Annotated in this window: 16 protein-coding genes, 1 tRNA gene, 2 rRNA genes and 2 pseudogenes; 5 read left to right on the top strand and 16 right to left on the bottom strand. The window is 57.2% G+C overall.

Annotated features, from left to right (window positions below):
- Positions 1–159: 159 nt before the first annotated feature.
- The gene (locus M2281_RS25960) at positions 160–918 is read left to right on the top strand and encodes a GntR family transcriptional regulator (RefSeq protein ID WP_280824105.1); all 759 of its coding nucleotides are present in this window, start codon (positions 160–162) and stop codon (positions 916–918) included.
- 102 nt (positions 919–1020) lie between these two features.
- On the opposite strand, the gene M2281_RS25965 is transcribed toward M2281_RS25960, so the two are convergent.
- The 8 genes from M2281_RS25965 to M2281_RS26000 form a co-directional block, all read right to left on the bottom strand.
- The gene (locus M2281_RS25965) at positions 1021–1470 is read right to left on the bottom strand and encodes a gamma-glutamylcyclotransferase family protein (RefSeq protein WP_280824106.1); all 450 of its coding nucleotides are present in this window, start codon (positions 1468–1470) and stop codon (positions 1021–1023) included.
- On the bottom strand, positions 1467–3251 hold the full coding sequence (locus M2281_RS25970) for a cobalamin-dependent protein (RefSeq protein WP_280824107.1): 1785 nt from the start codon (positions 3249–3251) through the stop codon (positions 1467–1469). The genes M2281_RS25965 and M2281_RS25970 overlap by 4 nt, the downstream gene beginning before the upstream one ends.
- Before the next feature lie 37 nt (positions 3252–3288).
- Entirely contained in the window at positions 3289–4065 is a 777-nt protein-coding gene (locus M2281_RS25975; protein WP_280824108.1) for a pyrroline-5-carboxylate reductase family protein, read from the bottom strand.
- Positions 4066–4173: 108 nt separating this feature from the next.
- On the bottom strand, positions 4174–5139 hold the full coding sequence (locus M2281_RS25980; protein WP_280824109.1) for an ABC transporter ATP-binding protein: 966 nt from the start codon (positions 5137–5139) through the stop codon (positions 4174–4176).
- Between the two features lie 17 nt (positions 5140–5156).
- The gene (locus tag M2281_RS25985; RefSeq protein ID WP_280824110.1) at positions 5157–6140 is read right to left on the bottom strand and encodes an ABC transporter ATP-binding protein; all 984 of its coding nucleotides are present in this window, start codon (positions 6138–6140) and stop codon (positions 5157–5159) included.
- Positions 6141–6173: 33 nt separating this feature from the next.
- Positions 6174–7010 carry an ABC transporter permease gene (locus M2281_RS25990; RefSeq protein WP_280824111.1) on the bottom strand — a complete coding sequence of 279 codons (837 nt, stop codon included), beginning with the start codon at positions 7008–7010 and terminating at the stop codon, positions 6174–6176.
- Entirely contained in the window at positions 7007–7936 is a 930-nt protein-coding gene (locus M2281_RS25995) for an ABC transporter permease (protein WP_280824112.1), read from the bottom strand. Before M2281_RS25995 ends, M2281_RS25990 begins: the two co-directional genes overlap by 4 nt.
- Before the next feature lie 169 nt (positions 7937–8105).
- Positions 8106–9707: an ABC transporter substrate-binding protein gene (locus M2281_RS26000; RefSeq protein ID WP_280824113.1), complete on the bottom strand. Its 1602-nt coding sequence runs from the start codon at positions 9705–9707 to the stop codon at positions 8106–8108.
- A gap of 301 nt (positions 9708–10008) precedes the next feature.
- Between M2281_RS26000 and M2281_RS26005 the strand changes: the two genes are divergently transcribed.
- Both M2281_RS26005 and M2281_RS26010 read left to right on the top strand, forming a co-directional pair.
- Positions 10009–11180 (top strand): IS3 family transposase gene (locus M2281_RS26005; protein ID WP_280824114.1). Its coding sequence is split into 2 segments (ribosomal slippage): positions 10009–10273 and positions 10273–11180, totalling 1173 coding nucleotides; the frame shifts between segments, so codons are not numbered across the junction.
- A gap of 100 nt (positions 11181–11280) precedes the next feature.
- Positions 11281–12357 (top strand): AI-2E family transporter, encoded by a 1077-nt coding sequence (locus M2281_RS26010; RefSeq protein WP_280824115.1) that lies wholly within the window; start codon positions 11281–11283, stop codon positions 12355–12357.
- Positions 12358–12765: 408 nt separating this feature from the next.
- Here M2281_RS26010 and M2281_RS26015 read toward each other — a convergent pair.
- A pseudogene (locus M2281_RS26015) lies at positions 12766–13585 on the bottom strand (IS110 family transposase).
- 434 nt (positions 13586–14019) lie between these two features.
- Between M2281_RS26015 and M2281_RS26020 the strand changes: the two are divergent.
- Positions 14020–15021, top strand: coding sequence for a hypothetical protein (locus M2281_RS26020; RefSeq protein WP_280824116.1), 1002 nt, complete (start codon positions 14020–14022; stop codon positions 15019–15021).
- 276 nt (positions 15022–15297) lie between these two features.
- Here M2281_RS26020 and M2281_RS26025 read toward each other — a convergent pair whose 3' ends face one another.
- The 4 genes from M2281_RS26025 to M2281_RS26040 form a co-directional block, all read right to left on the bottom strand.
- Complete coding sequence (locus tag M2281_RS26025; protein WP_280824122.1) at positions 15298–15948, bottom strand: TadE/TadG family type IV pilus assembly protein; 651 nt, start codon at positions 15946–15948, stop codon at positions 15298–15300.
- Positions 15941–16411, bottom strand: coding sequence for a TadE/TadG family type IV pilus assembly protein (locus M2281_RS26030; RefSeq protein ID WP_280824117.1), 471 nt, complete (start codon positions 16409–16411; stop codon positions 15941–15943). The genes M2281_RS26025 and M2281_RS26030 overlap by 8 nt, the downstream gene beginning before the upstream one ends.
- Positions 16408–17799 (bottom strand): pilus assembly protein, encoded by a 1392-nt coding sequence (locus M2281_RS26035; protein ID WP_280824118.1) that lies wholly within the window; start codon positions 17797–17799, stop codon positions 16408–16410. The genes M2281_RS26030 and M2281_RS26035 overlap by 4 nt, the downstream gene beginning before the upstream one ends.
- Before the next feature lie 130 nt (positions 17800–17929).
- On the bottom strand, positions 17930–18175 hold the full coding sequence (locus M2281_RS26040; protein WP_280824119.1) for a hypothetical protein: 246 nt from the start codon (positions 18173–18175) through the stop codon (positions 17930–17932).
- 283 nt (positions 18176–18458) lie between these two features.
- Between M2281_RS26040 and M2281_RS26045 the strand changes: the two are divergent.
- Positions 18459–19014: pseudogene (locus M2281_RS26045) on the top strand (integrase core domain-containing protein); the annotation flags it as partial.
- A 362-nt stretch (positions 19015–19376) separates the two neighbouring features.
- Here M2281_RS26045 and M2281_RS26050 read toward each other — a convergent pair.
- From M2281_RS26050 to M2281_RS26060, 3 genes are all read right to left on the bottom strand, one after another.
- A tRNA-Met gene (locus tag M2281_RS26050) sits at positions 19377–19453 on the bottom strand.
- Positions 19454–19587: 134 nt separating this feature from the next.
- Positions 19588–19702 (bottom strand): 5S ribosomal RNA (gene rrf, locus M2281_RS26055).
- An 85-nt stretch (positions 19703–19787) separates the two neighbouring features.
- Positions 19788–19863: ribosomal RNA gene (locus M2281_RS26060) — 23S ribosomal RNA — on the bottom strand; the annotation flags it as partial.

The raw sequence follows: 19863 nt of genomic DNA on the forward strand, positions 1-19863 counted from the left end.
TTGAGCTCGGCCAACTGGAGATATGGGCTAATTCAACGCCCGCCGGGGCGGCGTTCCACATCAGGGTCGGCGTCGGTTACGCCCTGCATGTTTTCCGGTCTGCAGGGTGACATTCGCAGGTATCCACTTGGGTGTATTGGGGACAGGAAGCCAATATTAATGTTCCCTCAGACCTCCCAGAATGTTGAATATTCGCATGAAAACTGCGATAAAACACCGATGGCAAAGCACCCCCAAAAGCCGGCGGAAACGTCGCTCGATCTGTCCCAAAAGGCCTACTTGGGTATCCGGCAGATGCTGTTTCACAATGAAATTGTCGCGGGCCAAAAGGTGCCGTTCAAAGATCTTGCCGACCAGATGGACATGAGCGTCACGCCCGTGATTCAGGCCCTTAAATACCTCGAATTTCAGGGTCTGGTTCGACGTGAGCCCAACAAGGGATATTTCATTGAAGCTCTCAAGCTCGAAGAGGTCGATGAACTCTATAAGTTCCGCAAGATGCTTGAATTGATATTGCTTGAGGAAACAATAGCGACGCTGGATCAGGCCGGAATAGCCGAGTTGCAGACCGCGCATGATGCTTATCTCCAATCGCTGTCGAGTAACTTGACACATCAGAAACTCATCGCAGACATGAATTTCCATTTGACGATTGCACGGCTAGCAAAGCAACCAATCCGGCTCAACGCACTAAAGAACGTGTTCGATATATTACATTTGAAATACAAGACAAGCCTTGGTTATGTTACCAGAGAGCAATCGAACCAAGAAGATCATGGGTTAATCCTTGATTCTATAGTACATCGCGATGAAGAGCTTGCGAAATCCCTGCTTTCAGATCACATCGAAAACAGCAAGAAACACGCCTATTTGAATCTTCAGCAGATGATCAATGAAAAGGCGGCGCTCAAATTCTGACCTTTTGATAGCGAGGTATCGGCTCTAGGCCTCCTCAAGGCATATCGCCATTCTGCCGCTGGCAAGATGATAATATGCCTTGGTTGGCGGCGGTACTTGTCCTTAGAGGGAGTCGTTGTAGAATTTCTCGATGGTCTTGATGTATTCGACATCAAGTTCTAGTTCCTTGGCGCCTTGCAGCATGCCTTCAACATAGGATCTTGAGGGTTTGAACGGTCCTTGTGGATCGATCACCTGATAAAGTTCAACGTCGTGCCATGCTTCGTCCTCGCCCATGGCGATGAAGGTTCTGCGTTCATAGTCTCCAATGTAGTAACCTTCTTTCACATCCAACTCGCGCATCTCGGACTCGGGCACCTCGAACAGTGCACCGTGTACCATCTTGCCGGGCGCATCGATGATGTTGCTAATGCCAGCTTGCTGCTTCTTGGACCAGAAATTGAAGCGGACTTCGTAGTTGGGAATGTAACCCTTCATCAAAAACTTGGCACTTGGAAGTATGGTATGCAGGAATTTCAGTTGCAAATTTGAACCGTACGCAAAATGTATCATGTGTTTTCCTTTGTTGGTTTGCCCAGTGTGAGAAGTGCGCCAAGCCGATTGCCAAGGCCCGAGTCCGTATGAATTCCGATCCGCGCCAATTCTGCGGTGACATCGACCGGTAGATCGAGGTCGTCGCACTTCTGGTTCAAAACGCCCCCGAACAGGACCGGTATGCGAACCGTTTTTTCAGCAAGTGCACCGACCAGCATCTTGCCGTAGTCGAGCGCCATGCCGTTGTGCGTGCTGATCAGGATTGCATCGAGTGACGCTTCGCTGGCTTTTTCGGCAACTTGGTCGGGGTCGACTTCGGCGCCCAGATAGACGACCTCGGCGCCGGTGTTCGACAACAGCCAGTGCAGCACCATGATCGCGTGCTCATGCACGTCCGTCGAAGCAAGAAGTATCCGCTTGCCCGCAATCCTGTCAGCCAGCTCCGGCCGTTCAAATCGCGGTAGATTGTCCTTGTAGCACTTTATGGATTGGGCAAAGATATCGGTAGGAACAATCACCTTGCGGGAGCGCAATTCGGTATCGTCCGGATGCCCGGCGCCGAAAAGTTCCTCGAACAAAGCAGGGCCTAGCTTTTTGAGCACGTAAAGCATTTGCAATGGGTTTGCTGTATCGACGCCAGCGGCTCGGAGTCCAGTCAGTGCGTTCTGGAACACCTGTTTGCCGTATTGTCGCATTTGGTCGGCGAACCTGCGGCTGTCGGAAAAATCTACACGCGAGTGCAAGCGGCGAGCAGTCGCTTCGACCCGGTGGCCTAAAATCTGCGCCTCGACAATCTCTTCCCAAGATGGGGATCGGAACGCCTCCGTCACCGGCAGCGGCAGAACCGCATGCCCGGTCGGACATTCCAGTTGAGCCATGATGTCCCACAGCATGTACTCTGCGACCAAACCACGGTTCTCGTCGAAGTTCTGCGAGAAGGAGATCGTATCCCCGTAGAACATCGAGCCGACGCAACTGCCGTCGTGGATTTCGCTCAACGCGAATACCCAGCCTGCCCGCTTGATCGGGTCGGAGGTCAAGCCGCCAATACAGTGGGACAGCTTGGCCCCCAGCAGGTCTTCGACAATGTATTTCTCAAGATAGGCCCAGCCCGCTACCGTCGTGCAATCGAGGAACAACGCGCCGAAGCCATCCTCAAGATACGAGTGGAGCATCACACCCCGGTCCCGCAGCGCACCGAGAATGGCGATTGACTTGGTGGTCTCCACGGCCGTTGCGACATGATCGTGCCATCCCGGCACCTCATGAGCAAAATACTGTGAGAGATTGCCGATCGTCGTTACGCCCGCGCGTAAAGCTTGCACAGTGTTTCCAGTGGATGCCGGGAACCCAATCATAAAGTCGCCCATATGAGGCTGGATCGGCGTAACCTGCCCTATCTGGCTCCAGTGTCCGGGCGTTTCCAACAAGGGGCCGGTCTCGGCGGCAGCCTTACTGCGCCTTGCCTCGGGTAGACCCATGCGGCGATCGAGGCAAAGGCCGGCACGATGCACCTCGATGTTGTTGAGGCTGGCCTCGTGAAAGACATTTGCCAGGGCCCGTTCAGTCAGATCCCAGTTTCCCATGCCGATATGCGCATGATAGCTGATATCACCATTGCGAATGCAGGCCTCCTTGAACTCAGCCTCCGATTCCACTCCCCATTTTTCCAGGGCCGCGGTGCGTCGGACCCTGACGGTCTTCGCAACTTCGCGCGCCTCGGACAAAATGGCATCGTAGTCCGGCAACCGATCGGCCAGAGCTTGCCGCGTCGCCTGTTCGAATCTGGTTTGGGTCATAGCGAAGCCCTGCTTCGGATGAGCGTGTTTTGCATCTTCAGCCGTCGCCTCTCAGCTTGCGCACAACGGCGTCGAGCGCGCTGCTCCACGCAGCAAGGCCGCCCGCCCCCTCCAGCGCGTCCATACCTCGCTCCGATATGCCGCCGGGAACGGCCAGCGAGGACCAAATCTCCTGAAAGGGAACGTTCCTGGCGTGCTCGGCCATGGCGCTTGCGCCACTGATCGTCTCGACGACGAGCGATCGCGCCAACTGATCATCCAGCCCTTGCGCCGCAGTCCAAGTCGCAAGGTGGTCCATCAACGGGAAGATCATCGCGTAAAACGCGCCAACCAATGCGGTCCCGGCATCGAACTGCTTTTCGGTTCGCAGTGCATATACGCGCCCCAACTGTTCCAGAACGGCTCGCGCCGCAGCATTTTCGGGCATTAGCAGAATTGGGCTCTTGTTGATCGCGGCACAGGCAACTGGCAGTGCCCGGACGGCCGTGGCTTCCCCGGTCAGCCGCTGCAATCGGTCCAGCGTCACCCCTGCAGCGACCGATACAACGACCTGATCCTTGGAGAAGGTCAGCCCGGCAAGCGCAGCCTCCACATCGGCTGGGCGGGTGGCCACGACGATAACCGTCGCACCATCAATTGCCTCCTGCGGCGAGTTAAACACCTCGGCGATCGCATGGCCTGCTGCCACCCGCTCCGCCCGTTCCCGCGTGCGCGAAAACAATCGCAGAGCGGTCATCTCGCCAGCATTTTCAAAACCGGCGATCAGATATCCCGCAAAATGCCCTACGCCGATTATGCCAACTCTAGGAGTCATCGCTTCACCATAAAATCATTTTTGTAATCACATATCGAATTTTTTTATTGGAATCAAACTTCGATGTGCGGATGCCGCTGCAAAAAATTCAGAGAAAATTCTGAACCGTCACAAGTTGTGACAAGATACCGAATGATCTTCGGCAATACCCGTCAGTGGCGGCGCAACAACCTGGCAGACGCTCGACTTGCGTGCACAACGCGTATGAAAAGGGCAACCGCTCGGCGCATTCAACGGGCTGGACACATCGCCTTGAAGCACCAGGCGCGCGCCACGTCTTCTCGGATCCGGCACCGGGATCGCGGATAGCAGCGCCTGCGTATAGGGATGTTGCGGATCCGTGAACAAGGCCTGATATGGAGCCATCTCGACGATCTTGCCAAGATACATGACTGCGACTCGATCCGCGACATGCTCCACAACTGCAAGATCATGAGAAATGAACAAGTAGGAGAGGTTGAACTCTTCTTGCAGATCCAGCAGCAAATTGATGATCTGAGCCTGGATCGAAACATCCAACGCTGAAACCGCCTCGTCACAGATGATCAGCTCGGGGCTAACCGCTAGGGCTCGCGCGATACCAATCCGCTGTCTCTGCCCGCCCGAAAATTCATGCGGGTAGCGATCGGCCTGCTTGGGGCTCAACCCCACCTTTTCCAGAAGATAGGCGATCCGGTCCTTGCGCTCTGCAGCAGTCAACCCGTGGATCCGCAGCGGCTTGTCCAACGTCTGCGTCAACGTCTTGCGTGGGTTGAGCGATGAATAAGGGTCCTGGAACACCACCTGAATCCGCCGCCGCAGCTCGAGTTGCCTGCTCTTAGGCAGAGAATGCAGGTGCGTAAGATCCACACCGTCAAAGATGACATCGCCGCTGGTGGCCTGAGTCAGATTGACGATCGACATGCCCGTCGTCGTCTTCCCGCAGCCGCTCTCGCCGACGATGCCCAGTGTCTCGCCCCGCGCCAAGTCAAACGACACCCCATCGACCGCACGAATCGGCGCAGACTTCGCATTGAAATGGACCTTCAGGTCGTTAACCCTCAACAGAGGACCAGGTGCAACCGCCGATGTCATGCCGCTACTCCGGTCGGTTATGCGACTTTTATGCATCGGACCATCCTGCCGTCTCCGGCGGCTTGCAGCTCGATTGCGCCGTTGCATTCGGGGCCAGCAAAACGACAACGCTCGCGAAATGCACAACCATCAGGAATATTGATCAGGCTCGCTACCAGCCCCGGGATTTCCTGTAGACGATGACGCCCCTTTTCGGTCCGGCTGCCCAGTTTCGGGACCGATCGCAGCAAAGCCTGGGTGTAAGGATGAAGCGGCTCGTCGAATATTTCGTAGACCGAGCCGGCCTCTACGACCTGCCCGGCATACATCACGATCACTCTCTGCGCCATTTCGGCAATAACGCCGAGATCATGGGTGATCATAAGCACCGCGCTGCCGAATTCATCCTTCAAACCCAGCATCAGATCCATGATCTGACTCTGGATAGTCACGTCCAGCGCAGTTGTCGGCTCATCCGCGATAAGGATCGCAGGATCGCAGGCAAGTGCAATGGCAATCATCACGCGTTGGCGCATGCCGCCCGACATATGATGCGGGTAGTCCCTGACGCGCTTTTCCGGCGAAGGTATTTGCACTTTGCGCAACAGCTCTATCGCACGGTTCATACCCTCGCGACGGCTCAGGTTTTGATGCCACTGCATGACTTCAGCGAGTTGATCGCCCACAGTCATCAGCGGATTGAGCGAGGTCATCGGTTCCTGAAAGATCATCGAGATTCTGTTTCCGCGGATCGAACGCATATAGGCGTCGTCCTGCGCCAGTAGATCGATCCCCCTGAACTTGACGCTTCCTGCACTGATCCGGCCAGGGGGCGACTTGATCAGTCGCAGAATCGTCAACGCAGTGACGCTCTTGCCTGATCCTGACTCACCGACAATGCCCACCGTTTCACCCGGATCGAGCCCGAAGCTAACGCCCCTAACTGCCTGAACGGCCCCGGCTGGGGTGCGGAATTCCGTCCGCAACCCGCTCACCTGCAAAAGTTTGATCGCTTCTGGCATTTTTCCTCCTCGTGACGTTCACTGTGCCGCGGATTACGTGTTCTTCAACACGCTTCTGGGGTCCAGAATGTCGCGCAACCCATCGCCAAAGAGGTTCAGCCCAAGAACAGTGACAAAGATCGCCAGGCCCGGAAAGATCGCGAGCCAAGGCGCGGTGAAGAAGAGATCACGCGCCGACGACAGCATTCCACCCCAGCTCGGCATAGGCGGCTGCGCACCAAGCCCCAGGAAAGACAATGCTGCCTCCATCAGAATCGCCTCGGCACACCCGAGCGTGGCGATCACCAGCACCGGCCCCAGAACATTGGGCATGATCTGACCGAAGATGATGCTGGTCTTGCTGTATCCAAGCACCACAGCAGCGTTCACATAGTCGCTTTTTTTGACTGAAAGAACCTGCGCACGAGTCAGACGGCAAGTATAAGACCAATTCGTCAGCCCCAGGGCGAGATAGATATTGAAAAGCCCCGGCCCCAGCGCCGACATGATCGCCAGCGCGAACACGATGACAGGGATCGACAGCATGATGTTGGTCGTCCCCATAATCAGTTCATCCCAGAACCGCCCGAAATACCCCGCGACCAACCCGAGCGAGACGCCGATGATCGTGTTGGCGATCTGTGTGATAAGTCCGACACTTAGCGATACTCGGGCGCCATAGAGAACGCGCGAGAACACGTCACGTCCGCTCGAATCCGTGCCGAACAGATGGCTCGCACTTGGAGGCAATTCAGCGTTCATCAGATCCGCGTCGTTGACGGGGTCGAACGGGGCGATCAAGGGCGCGAAGGCCGCTATCAGTATGACGAGGGCGATGATGAGGCCGCCAAAGAATAGATTCTTCTGATGAAATACGCGGTTCATGGTCATTTGAAATCTATCTGTGAGTTGATCACGCTGTAGAGAATATCGACCAGCAAGTTGACGATCAGAAACACAATGACGATGACCAACAGGCAGCCCTGCGCCACGGGAATGTCCCGCTGGAAGATCGACTCGACCAGCAAGGATCCGATACCGGGCCATGAGAAAACGCGTTCAACGACAACCGTCTGACCGATCAGCGACCCGAACAGCAGGCCCGCAGTGGTCAAAATAAGCACGAAGGCATTCCTAAAGACGTGCCTGTAGCTGATCCTGAACTCCGACAGCCCTTTGGCCCGCGCGGTGCGGATATAGTCTGCGGACAGCACCTCGACCACGGCGGCCCGGGTGATGCGCGCCAGTAGGGCGGTGTAGCCCAACCCTAGCGTCATTGCGGGCATCACCAAGTTGGCAGATGCTCCGTCTCCATACCCGGACGTGGGCAACAAATGCATCATGTAGCTGAACACATACATCAGGAGGATCCCGAGCCAGAACTGTGGGATCGAAACACTCACCACCGCCACCACAGTCGATAGCGTATCGGGCCAAGTTCCCTGCTTCAGCGCAGCGATGAATCCAAGCGGGACCCCCAGCACGATCGCGATCCCGATTGCAGAAAAGGCGAGTTTCAGGGTCGCCCCTAAGCGGTCGAACACAACATCTGCTACGTCATAGCGCCGCAGATAGGACTGCCCCATGTCACCTTGGGCCAATCGGCCCACATAGTTGAAGTACCGTACATAGGCTGGCTTATCCAACTGCAGGTCAGCTTTCAGCTTCTCGATCACATCGGCGCCCAGCTCAAGCTTGCCTGCCGAACTCAACGCGGCATTACCGGGGATCAGGTTGAGTAAAAGAAACATGATCAAGGTGATCCCCAGGATCGTCGGGATGAACTGAAGAAGTCGGCGAATGGCGAATGAAAGCATGTTGGTTTCTCATGTCGTCATCGAAAAGCCGATGCCAATGACGGCGGCGTGCGCGGGGAGGATCTGATAGATGGAGGGCCTAGCCGGGATATGCCGCAGGCCGAGCAGCCGGAAAAGAAGAGACAAGTCAGCACGGCAATTGCAATGCCGACTTGTCACCGCATCTTGCTTATTTGCCAGAACGGGGGGAACCCGGATCAACCCAGACGTCTGCCATGTCCTGGTACATGATCTCGATCGCAACGGGCTTGAGGCCATGCACCCAAGGCTGGACGGCCAGAACGGCCTTATTGTAGTTTAGAAGCCACACTGCGGCATCATCCCGGAAAACAGCGTCCGCCTGCTTGATCAGGTCGATCCGGGTAGCCGGATCCGTTTCCGTCCGTGCTTGATCAAGCAGGGCGTCATACTGCGCATTGTTGTAATGCGCATAGTTGCCTGACGTATTTTCAGTCTTCGAATGCCAACGCTTTAGCGCCTGCAATGGCTCCGGGCCCGAACCGAATGACCAGATTATTCCTTGAAAATCGCCCGCAATCATCTTGTCGTAGAGTATGCCCTCTTCCAACTGCTGCGTCGTGACCTTAATGTTAATCTTACTAAGATACTGGCCGATGACCTCTGCGACCGAGACGCCATAGGACATATTCGCACTTCCCAGGATCTTCAGCTCGAAGCCCTTCTCGTAACCGGCCTCCTTCATCAGCAGCTTGGCTTTTTCCAGATCGAAGCTAAACCCCGTCGCCCCACGATCGAACGCCTCGGACGACTCCGGAAGCCAGCCCACAGGATTATATGCCTTGCCTTTCAGAAACTTCCGATTGATCGCATCAACGTCTATGGCGTGGCTGATTGCCTGACGCACCTTCCGATTGGCGAGGGGCTCGTATTTCTGATTCCAGACGATCAGGCGCGTAAACATCTCTGCGACTTCGATCAGGTCGCCGGAATACTCTGGATCGTTCTTGTAGCTACTATATTGCGGTGCCTCGACAATGATCGCATCCAACTCCTTTGCTCGAAAGGCGATATCTCTCGACGCTCCCTCCTGCATGATCTTGAACGCAACTGAATCGAGGTACGGCTTCCCTTCCTCGTAATATCCAGGATATTTGACCAGCGAAACCTCGCTACCCGGTACCCATTCCTTGAACATAAACGGCCCGCTTCCGATCGGCGTAAGTCCGAACTTATCGCCCAGCCGCTCCACCTCTTCCTTCGGAACGATCGCTGTCCCCGGCTGATAGAATTGATAGGCCGGATCGACTTTTTCTGTCAGCGTGATCGAGAACGTCCTGTCGTTAATCACCTTTACGCCCGCCAAGTGATCGACTTTGCCCTTTTGCAAGGCCTCTGCGCCGACGATGACCTGCAGGAAACCCGATGAAGGACTGACTGGATCCATCGTCAACATGCGCTCGTATGAATAGGCAATGTCGCTTGCGACCAGCTTTCGCCCGTTATGAAAGGTCATGCCATCTTTCAATGTATAGGTGTAAGTCAGCCCGTCTTCGGAGACTACAGCAGACTCCGCCATTTCCAGCACTGGCCTCTGCTCTTCCGTGCTCCACATGTAGAGAGTTCTGAAGATGTTGTTCGTGACCAGAAGGTCCTGCTGCTTGGCCGTTTTGTGCGGGTCCAGTGTCAGGATGCTTCCGTCGTAGGGCGCCACAAAGTTGAACGTCCCTCCCCTCTCGGCGGAGTGAAGCGAGGCGCTTGCGCCAAACAGGGCGAAGCAAGCCAGAATACTTATGCGCAAAGTATGTTTCATTCGTTCCTCCGTTTTCATGCTTCGCGCTTACTCATGCCGTTCAACGCGGCTTGAACGCGTGTTGGACTTGCGCGCTGGCCAGGAGGCGCGCAGCAATAATATCGCGCCACCGAAACCACTCACCCAATCTGGGGCGAACCCTATGAGTCGAATGCAATCATGTCAATAATCACAAATACAATTATCTTTCATATTACATATGCGCACTGGGCCTGGAGAGGTTTGGCTTCGCTGTTGGCCTGCCCCCTGAAAAGTGGTCCTCCCTGAGGTATGGCTTTTGGGCCGATGGAGGACTGAAGAAATGGCCAGAAAGAGACACAGTGCAGAAGAGATTGTCACGAAGCTTCGGCAGGTTGACGTTCTGAGTTCGCAAGGAAAGTCGGTGGCTGAGGCGGTCCGATCGATAGGCGTGACGGAAGTTACATACTATCGTTGGCGGTCTGAATACGGTGGGTTGAAGGGCGATCAGGTCAAGCGGCTGAAGGAGCTTGAGATGGAGAACTCGCGTCTTCGCCGCGCCGTTTCCGACCTGACACTGGACAAAATGATCCTGACGGAAGCTGCGCGGGGAAACTACTAGGCCCCGCCCGTCGCCGTGCTTGCGTGGATCATGTTGTTGCTGAACTTGGCGTTCCCGAACGACGGGCGTGCCGGGTTCTGGGTCAGCACCGCTCCACGCAGCGCAAGGTTCCAACGACACCTGATGATGACGCGGCTTTGACCGCCGACATCATCGCGCTCGCCCTCCAATATGGCCGCTACGGCTATCGCCGCATCACGGTGATGCTGCACCGTGCGGGCTGGGTGGTGAACGTCAAGCGGGTCGAACGGATCTGGCGACGTGAGGGGCTGAAGGTTCCGCAAAAGCAACCCAAACGAGGCCGTTTGTGGCTGAATGAGGGTTCCTGCATCCGGTTGCGACCGGAGTATCCCAACCATGTCTGGTCCTATTCAGACTTCGTCGAGGACCGCACCCACAATGGAAGGAAATTTCGCATGCTCAACGTGATCGATGAGTTCACAAGGGAATGCATTGCCATCAGGGTGAGTAGGAGACTGAAGGCCGTCGACGTGATCGACGTTCTCTCCGACCTGTTCATCCTGCGCGGCATCCCTGGCCACATCCGATCCGATAACGGCCCCGAGTTCATCGCCAAGGCCTTGCGTGAGTGGATCGCCACCGTCGGTGCCAAGACCGCCTACATTCTGCCTGGCAGTCCTTGGGAAAACGGCTACTGCGAAAGCTTCAACTCGAAGCTCCGCGACGAGTTGCTCGATGGTGAAATCTTCTACACGCTGAAAGAAGCCCAGATCGTCATCGAAGGCTGGTGGCAGCATTACAATACGGTGCGACCACATTCATCGCTGGGCTACAAACCGCCCGGGCCGGAAGCAATCCTGTGGCCGGCGGCGCAACCCGGCCCAGCTTCGCCGGCCACCCCGGCCATAGCGCCAAGACCTGTCATGCACTAACATTAAACCCGGACCACCTGATGGGGGCAGGCCAGTGCTCGAGTTCGTGGGACTGCAAATCCGGCAGTAGAGCTCGAAACTGAACGCGCGGAGAAACTCGATGAGATTTTCGCAACCAGCCATGTTCTGGATTGCGGTCTCTGCTATCGCTTTGATTGCGTTGGTGCTGTTGCACCAAATCCTCTTGCCGTTCGTCGTCGGCGCAATGCTCGCCTATCTGCTCGTTCCGGCGGTCGACAGATTGGAACGCTTTGGGATAAATCGTGCCTTTGCCGCTCTCCTCGTCTTCCTGCCGCTGGTTGCGGGTTTTGTCGCCTTTGTCTTGGTGATACTCCCGGTCATCATTGGCGAACTCAGATTCTTTATCGAGCAGTTTCCCCGCTACGTCGCACGGCTCCAGTCGCTCATGACCGATGCTAGTCACCCCTGGCTGCATCGTATCGTAGGTGATGTTCATATCGAGCCATCCTCCGCCAATGTCGCGGGCGCGATGGGCAGCGCTTGGCTCGACGGCTTCCTTCGCTCGGCATGGTCTGGCGGATTGGCTTTGATCCACCTTCTGTCACTGCTCGTCGTCACGCCGATCATCGCCATTTATCTGGCAATTGATTGGCAACGAATGATTGCGACCGTCGATGGCTGGTTTCCCCCGGCACACCGCGACCATGTTCGGGCACTTGCGCGCGAAATCCACGAGACGGTTGCCGGCTTTGTGCGGGGGCAGGCCGTTATTTGTCTCGTTCTCGCCGTGCTTTATGCAACAGCTCTCAAGATGATTGGGCTCAACCATGCCATCTTGATAGGTATCACCGCGGGCCTCGTCAGTTTTGTTCCCTATCTCGGAGCCGCCACCGGCTTCTTCGTGGCCGTGTGCGTTGCGCTGACCCAGTTCTGGCCCAACTGGGTCCCCGTCGCTGTTGTGGGGGGCATCTTCATCGTCGGAGAAATGCTTGCCGATTATGTACTCTCGCCGCGTATTATCGGTAGTCGGGTCAAACTCAACCCAGTCTGGATGATGTTTGCGCTGTTCGCCTTTGGGTGGCTATTCGGCTTCATCGGCTTGCTATTGGCGATACCAGTCGCAGCGGCGTTGGGCGTGATCCTGCGGTTCGCGAAGCGGCAGTCTTTAGAAAACTCGGGTGACGACGTCGATGGCAGCCTGTCTGGCCCTGAATGATGGAGAGGCGCTGACCGGACTGAACCAATGCCGTTTATGAAAGCGTCCGCGACCTGCAGCGTTAAGTCACCAATGTCAGCTTTCAGGAAGTGGCGAAGTCGATGCGAATGGCCGACTTGGGCGCTAAGCAGCCCGGCAGCTTAGGGCCGTGTATGGACGGCTCTCCGTTGGCAAGGGGTTCTTTGAGCATTGCCGTTGCTGGTTGGTGCGGCCATGTATCCAACCTGTAGGTGCGGCCTTTCATGTGCCGCTGGCCATAATGCCATTCGCGCGTCTCAGATCCCGATCGTAAGCTCGCACTCGAGGTGCACGGCCCTAGTGGGTTCTCCTGATCCGGCGGTATCAACCGGCTTGGTGCATTAGCTCCTGTCCGCCCTTTCCAACCTCGTCGGCGATCGCTCGCCTTGCCTATGCGATGACCGGCTCCCTGTAGCGCTCGCCGCTGGTCATCAATGCCCAGACTATCCGGGCGGTCTTGTTGGCCAGCGCAACCGCGGCAACCTTGGTTGTTCGCCGCGCCTGCATCGGCGACCGTGGCCACGAATGCACTTGCCAGCAGCGGGCCAACGCCTGGGATCTCCATCAACCTGCGACCAAGCTCGGTCTCACGCGCACTCGCCCGAACCCGGCGATCGTTCTCGAGGATCTGTTCCTTCACGACCCGGAGCTGCGCCTCGAGCATGCGCAGGCATAACCGTGCATCAGCGGGGATCCTAGTGTCGCTCTCGTCGTTGATAACCACGAGCAGTTGCTCGATCCCATTTCGCCCGATCGGCGCCACGACCCCGAACTCGGACAGGTGTGCCCGCAACGCGTTCGATATCTGTGTCCGCTGGCGGTTGAGCATCAACCGGACCCGGTGAAGCATCATCACACTTTGCTGTTCGGGCGACTTCACCGGCACGAAGCGCATGGTCGGCCGTGTCACCGCCTCGCAGATCGCCTCTGCGTCTGCAGCATCATTTTTCTGCCGCTTCAGATAAGGCTTCACATACTGTGCCGGCAGCAGCCGCACATCATGGCCACGTGCAGTCAGCTCTCTCGCCCAATAATGCGACGAGCTGCAGGCTTCGATTCCGACCAAGCATCGCGGCAGGCTCTCGAAGAATGCCAGCACGCGCCCACGGGTCAGCTTCCTGCGAACGACAACCTCGCCCGCCGCATCCACGCCGTGGGCTTGAAACACTGACTTCGCAATATCCAGACCAATCGTCGTAACGTTGCCCATCATAGATCTCCTCCAGCTCTGGCCCCACGATCATACGCAGGGAAGGAGGAGAGCCGTCCACCGCATCACAAGAGGACTGGCAGCTTTCGACTACGCAACGTAGACGCTGGATCAAATTTGCATCCTCGATCAGCTTGCGCCTGCAGCCACACCTCGAATGGGCAGATGGGTCCCCAGGAGGGAGGCGAGCGAGATCACCGTTTGGATATCGCGCGACCGATAGTGTCAGGTAGCACGTCCAGGACGTCACCTTGACCTGCACTCGTATTAAATCAAACCTGAAGGAATAATTTATCGGATCAGTGACGTTCTGCACCTAGCATCATTGTCTCACGAAACGGAGGAACACCCCTATGTCTGCTCCAATGCGAGCAACCGTTGTAATAACCACTTCTACGCGCGCATTCGTCGTACTTGGCTGTACCACAGCCCTCATGCTTCTGCCGGCCCTGACTGGAAGCATCGGATTCTCCTTCGATGGCTTTTCCCACCAAGCCTATGCCAAGGGTGAAGGCGGAGGAAAGGGTGGCGGAAACGGCGGCGGCAAAGGGGGTGGCAACGCTGGAAGTAGCGGTGCCGGCAAGGGGGGCGGCAATGCTGGAAGTAACGGCGCCGGCAAAGGCGGCGGTCAAGGAGCCGGTGCCGCGAAAGCTGGCGAGCGCGGCAACGCGAAGGGCCTGGGTGGCCCTGCCGGTGGCGGGGCTCCGCAGGGCAAGGGCAAAGGCGCGGTGTCGCGAATGGCCGCGGTGTCGGCCACGGACACCGGCCGCAAGCCCGGCAAGGCCTCATCTGGCAAGGTGAAGGAGAAGAACCTACACGCCAAGCTCGGTGGCCTCAATTCCCTGAAGCGGAACTTCAACGCCTTCCTCAACGCGAATGACCCGAAATTCGCGGCGATCCGATCCTATGTGATGGCATCTGCCAGTTATGACCTGACGGAGGCTGATCTCGCCAAGGCCACTGCGGCGCTGGCTGCTGCGAATGCGAGCTTCGATGCGTCGATCGGCGCGATCCAGCCGCAAGACGACTTCTCCTACACCCCGGATCTGACGACCACGGATCTGGAGGCGCGCCTTGGCAGTCTCAAGGCGATCGATCCTTCTACACTGGATGCTGATGCGGCCGCAGCACTCGCGGCGGAAATCGATGCCCTTGACTCCGCCCTTGGTAAGGCTGCAGCCGTCAACGAGGCAGAAAAGCAAGTCGCCGATCTCGAGGCCAAGCAAGCAGAGCAGAAGGAGGCCATCACGGACGAGGCGCTCACAGCGGCGTTGCAGGCGGGCGCGAATCCGAACCGGGTGGTCGATCAAGAGATGGTGGACTGGGCAAAGGATGTGCTGGGCGTAGGAGAAACCTACGGCAAGATCGATCAGGTCCGCGAGGCGCTCCAAACGCAGACAGTCGAGCCCACCGAACAGACCAACGGCGCCGAATAGCCGGGTTCATGGCGACGGGTCGCCACGTCTTTCTGGAGACTGGGCACATGTCCTGGAGGGCAACGCGCGCGACCATTCGCCCCTCTCGAAGAACCGGCGTGGCCGCATAAGCGACAGTGATCTTCTGCGCAAATTGGCGGACGAAAAAGCCGGAGCTAGGATTTCGCCGGCATCCTACGCAAGAGGGCTTGGAAACGGAAGGCGTTGCGCCACTGAAGGGCAAGAAGCCCACGACGGCGGTTAACGTCGAGATTCAGGCAGATCAATAGGGTAGAGTTACGAGGCTCCCATCCCCTCGCTCGGAAGAGTTGATGAGAAGGCAGGAAGAGCTGGGCCGGTGACAGCGCCAGCGCCCGCTGGGCATCCTGCCGGTAACGCCGGGAAAGCCCACCCCATCAACGCTCCCAGGAAAAAGAACTGTGACGACATGCATCTGATGCGAACCGTCACGTCCATGGGGAGCCCGCCTGGGCGGCCGTAGAAGCCGAGGCCGTTTGTTCGGTATTCGACCTCGACGTTATCGGCAGTGAGGCGAGGGAATATCCGCTGCATCTCGCCGAGAATCCGGGTGGTCGCCGCAGCATCTCGTATTTGACCGCCGCTGCACGTTTTGGCGCTGAAAGTGCATCGTGTTGTCACCGTCGGACAGGCGACGTCGACGGATGCCTGCCCGTTGTCGGTGCTGAAGCAGAGATCACCCATGTGCGTTGGGTTGGTGTCGTATGCGAAGGTGGTGATGCCGGTCGCGACAGGCGCCGAAATGACCGCCATGCGCGCGCCTCTGTAGGCGGCCTTATTGGCGCAAGCCCAGTCGTAGAGCATCAGGGTCGCATCTACTGTTCCCAGGGTAACCAACAGGATCATCGGGAACACCAACGTGAACTCGACCATCGACGCGCCACTGTCATCCTTGCGGAATCTACTCACCAATATGGCGCTCCTCATGTTGCACCGTCAAAGTGTAATGATTCGGCAAGCCGATCGCCGTGAGCATGGAAACCTCGAACGGCACGTCTGCGCTCAGATGAAGGACGGCCGCCTTGCCAAAGGAGCCGCAAGCGGGCGCCGACAATGAGATCGTGGCCGGAGCGGTCCAGCCAGCTATCAGCGGCTGGGTGCCAGCGGGAGGGCTGGTCATGCCGTACATGGCCAAATTGCGCGCGTTTGTGAGCCCCCACGTGCAGACGCCGACCTCTGGCACTCTGGCCAGATAGCGCGCCGCGCTGCGCATCGACTTGTCAGCAGTCGTATAAGCGGAAAAGAGGCGCCCAAATTCGATGCCGCCAACCATCAGCGAGATCGCGAGCGGGAGGGCGATGACGGTCTCAATGGTCGCCGTGCCCGACGTGCTGCGGGCAAACCGGTTGAGGAGTTTCGAAAGGGTCCTCATCGGTAGAGCTGCACAATCCGATGAAGCTTGCCGTCATCGTTATCCGGGGTCAGCATTCTCACGAACTCCGTGTAGATCGTTCCGCCCGATGCCGGCTCGGTCAGGAAGAACTCGGCATATTTGTCGGAGCGCACATTAGACACGGCGTTGCCGTGAACTCCTTGTTTCTGGCAGTCGACGATGGCAACGCTGATGATACGGCGCGCAGCATCCCCTTTGTTGAGGACATTTGCCGGCGCACAACTCGGCGCCGGTGGCTCGGGCGGATTTGGTTTGCCCCACGTGCCGCTTTTCATTAGCTCGATTTCACTAAGATACGCTTCGTATCTGGTCGTCAGATTGGCCGGCCAGTTCGTGTTGTGGTGATACTGCCAGTAGGCGTTCTTCGCCGCCACGGTTGGCCTTTGCGTGCCTACCAGCAACGTACCGACCTGCTGCATGCCCGTGTCTTGTGGCATTCGGGCCGTGGCGCCCAAATCCTGTTGGGGGCCACAAGGGTTGTTTTTGTTTTTCGGTGCCATGCCGTCGATTACGACGGGACCAGGTGTCAGATCCAGGCCGTCCTGCTGCCCAGGGCCAGGCTGCTGATCAAACCGCACATTAATACCCGTATCGACATTGCCGGTTGACTGGCCTGGCCGCGGGGAGACGTTGTTGATGTAGCAAAACTTGGGAGACTGCCGGGACAGCAGATTCCTGAGTTGGGGCCCAGTAGAGCTATCTTGCCCCGGCGGATCGAGCAGACCGAAATCTCCCGGCACATAGGCCGGATTCTGCCCCTGTCCGCCACCTTTCTGCTTAAACACAAACATCTGACCGGGGACGGCAGTAAATTCTGCTGGCTCTGTGGGATTGCACAGCATGAGAGGCTGCACATTACATGCAACAACAGTCGTTCCAGCGATAGCGATCGCTTGGCTTCCAACGTTGCCTGTTGCCCCGACGGCAACAGTGAAGACCGGTGAGACGTCTCGGCGGATGGTCGTGACTTCTACGTAATTGACCGCTTTCGGATCTGCTGTTGTGGTGCATGCTTGCCAAGGATCTGGATTGGCCAGAGGTGTCTTGCAGAACCTGATCCGCTGAATTTGCAGCCCTTTCGCTTCCACGTTTGACCAACGCGGATCGTTCCTCAGGAGATTGACCGCCGCAACCGAGGCGGCGTCCATGCCACTTTGGGTTCCATCAAGCTCTTTGGCGCCAGCCAGCGCGGCGGCGTCGGCTAGGTCCTGCAACTCATTGTTGACGGTGTAGGCTCGGCCGCCATCAAGCACGAGACCTATGATCCCCATCATGACGGGAATGAGCACCGCGAAAAGGATAAGCACCGTGCCCTCTTCACTACGAAGAAAGCGAAGCAATGCTTTAAGATAAGAGCGCCTTTTCATTGGCCCACAATGTCCCCACACCGAGCCTATTTCTTTTCTATCAAAGCATATTCGCCGGAATACAGCAACTTCTTCCACATAATCCGGTTAATTCAGCAGCATCGGCAAATATGAGTATCCGGCAAAGCCGCTAGTCGACTTGGTATCCAAGCGCACGGCATCGATCGAACGTCCAGCGCTGGGCTACTGTATCGAACTCCTTTTGCCCTTCACTAATCTTCTGAGCATTTAACCTCACGCGCTCGCAGGAAACATAGTCGACGACGGCTGGAGGCTCTGATGTGTCCTGGAGTCCCTTGAGCGCCAACATCCCGTAGTAAAATGCGGTCCAGGCACCGATGATCATGGCGACATTGATAAGGATGCGTCTCGTCATCACTGCCCCGATTCAGTGTGGGCGGAACAACGATCCTCGATCATGTTATTCCTGGACGAGCTGGCGGCCAGTCCCGATCCGGCCGCCACCCGTGGGCGAGCCTCTTCCGAGACTTCTGCTGTTGATCTCCAAATGTCCGCTTTCGATGTGGATCACGACCTCCAATCTTTCCGAGCGCCGCTCTTGGCGCAACCACCACCTCGAGCGCGGTCATCGGCAATGTCTGCTATCAGGAAGCCGCAAAGCTGTTCTTTACGACCGTGACGTGCCCCGGCAGAATTGGCTGCAATTGCGTAACAAGACCCCCAAACGCCGAGTGAAGGCGAAGCTGCGGGAGGATCGCACCGTCGCCCTCCAGGTCAACGAGACCTGGGCGATGGACTTTGTCCACGACCAACTGGCCACCGGTCGCAAGATCCGGATCCTGACCGTCGTCGATACCTATTCCCGGTTCTCGCCGGCCGTCGATCCGCGGTTCAGTTACCGAGGGGAGGATGTTGTGCTGACGCTTGAGCGGATCTGCGGCAATGTCGGCTATCCGAAGACCACCAGGGCTCGGAGTTCATCTCCCGAGATCTCGACCTGTGGCCTATCAGAAAGGCGTTACGCTCGACTTCTCGCGGCCGGGCAAGCCGACGGACCACAGCTTCATCGAGTCATTCAACGGCAAGTTCCGCTCAGAGTGCTTGAACACGCACTGGTTCATGAGCCTTGACGACGCCCGAACGAAAATGGAGGAATGGCGTAGAGACTATAACGAGGTCCGGCCACACAGCGCGATTGGCAACAAGCCGCCGATTTCGCTCATGAATGGCTCGCCGACGTCCCCGTCGGCATGAGCCCTAACCCCGAAAAATTCCAGCTCCCGCGCACTTCAGCCAACGCCGGAAACGAACTCAAAACTGGATAAAAGCTGGGGGCAACGTCAAGATCACCGGTCTTTCGCGTACGACACTCTGGTGCTACGTGAGGGACGAGAAAATTTCGGCGCCGAGGCGCACGCCCGGAGGTAGGTTGGTGTGGTGGGCGGCCGACGTGTACCGTTTCGAGCTGCCGCTTGCCGGAAAGGGAGGGCTGCCACCGGGGGGACACCAATGATCCGCCTTGAACAGGCGCTGCTGCCCAGTTTGTCGCCCACCAATAATCATTCATTGCGGCAAACAAAAAAGCCCGCCATCTCGTTGAGACAACGGGCTTGATTTGGTTGCGGGGGTTGGATTTGAACCAACGACCTTCAGGTTATGAGCCTGACGAGCTACCGGGCTGCTCCACCCCGCGTCAAGGATTGTGCAGGTTGTGACCTGCGAGTTCCAAAGCAAAGGGCCGCTTTCGATTGTGTCGATGCGGCCCGCGGGTCCCGTTGGTGCGGGCCTTTTGTCGTTTTCGAGAAGATTTAGACATGCATTTGGCAGACCTGGCAGCGACTTACTCTCCCGCGTCTTGAGACGAAGTACCATCAGCGCTGGAGCGTTTCACGGCCGAGTTCGGAATGGGATCGGGTGCAGCCGCTCCGCCATAACCACCAGGTCGGCAAAGTGCATGTTTATCGAGAAGCTGTGCTTTTAGGGCCTTGCTGGCATCATCGCTTTTGCGATGAGCATTGATAATGAGAACGATCAAGCCAATCGAGCTATTAGTACCGATAAGCTTCACACATTGCTGCGCTTCCACACTCGGCCTATCAACGT

Source organism: Pseudaminobacter soli (ex Li et al. 2025) (assembly GCF_029892515.1).
Taxonomy (GTDB): Bacteria; Pseudomonadota; Alphaproteobacteria; order Rhizobiales; family Rhizobiaceae; genus Pseudaminobacter; species Pseudaminobacter soli_A.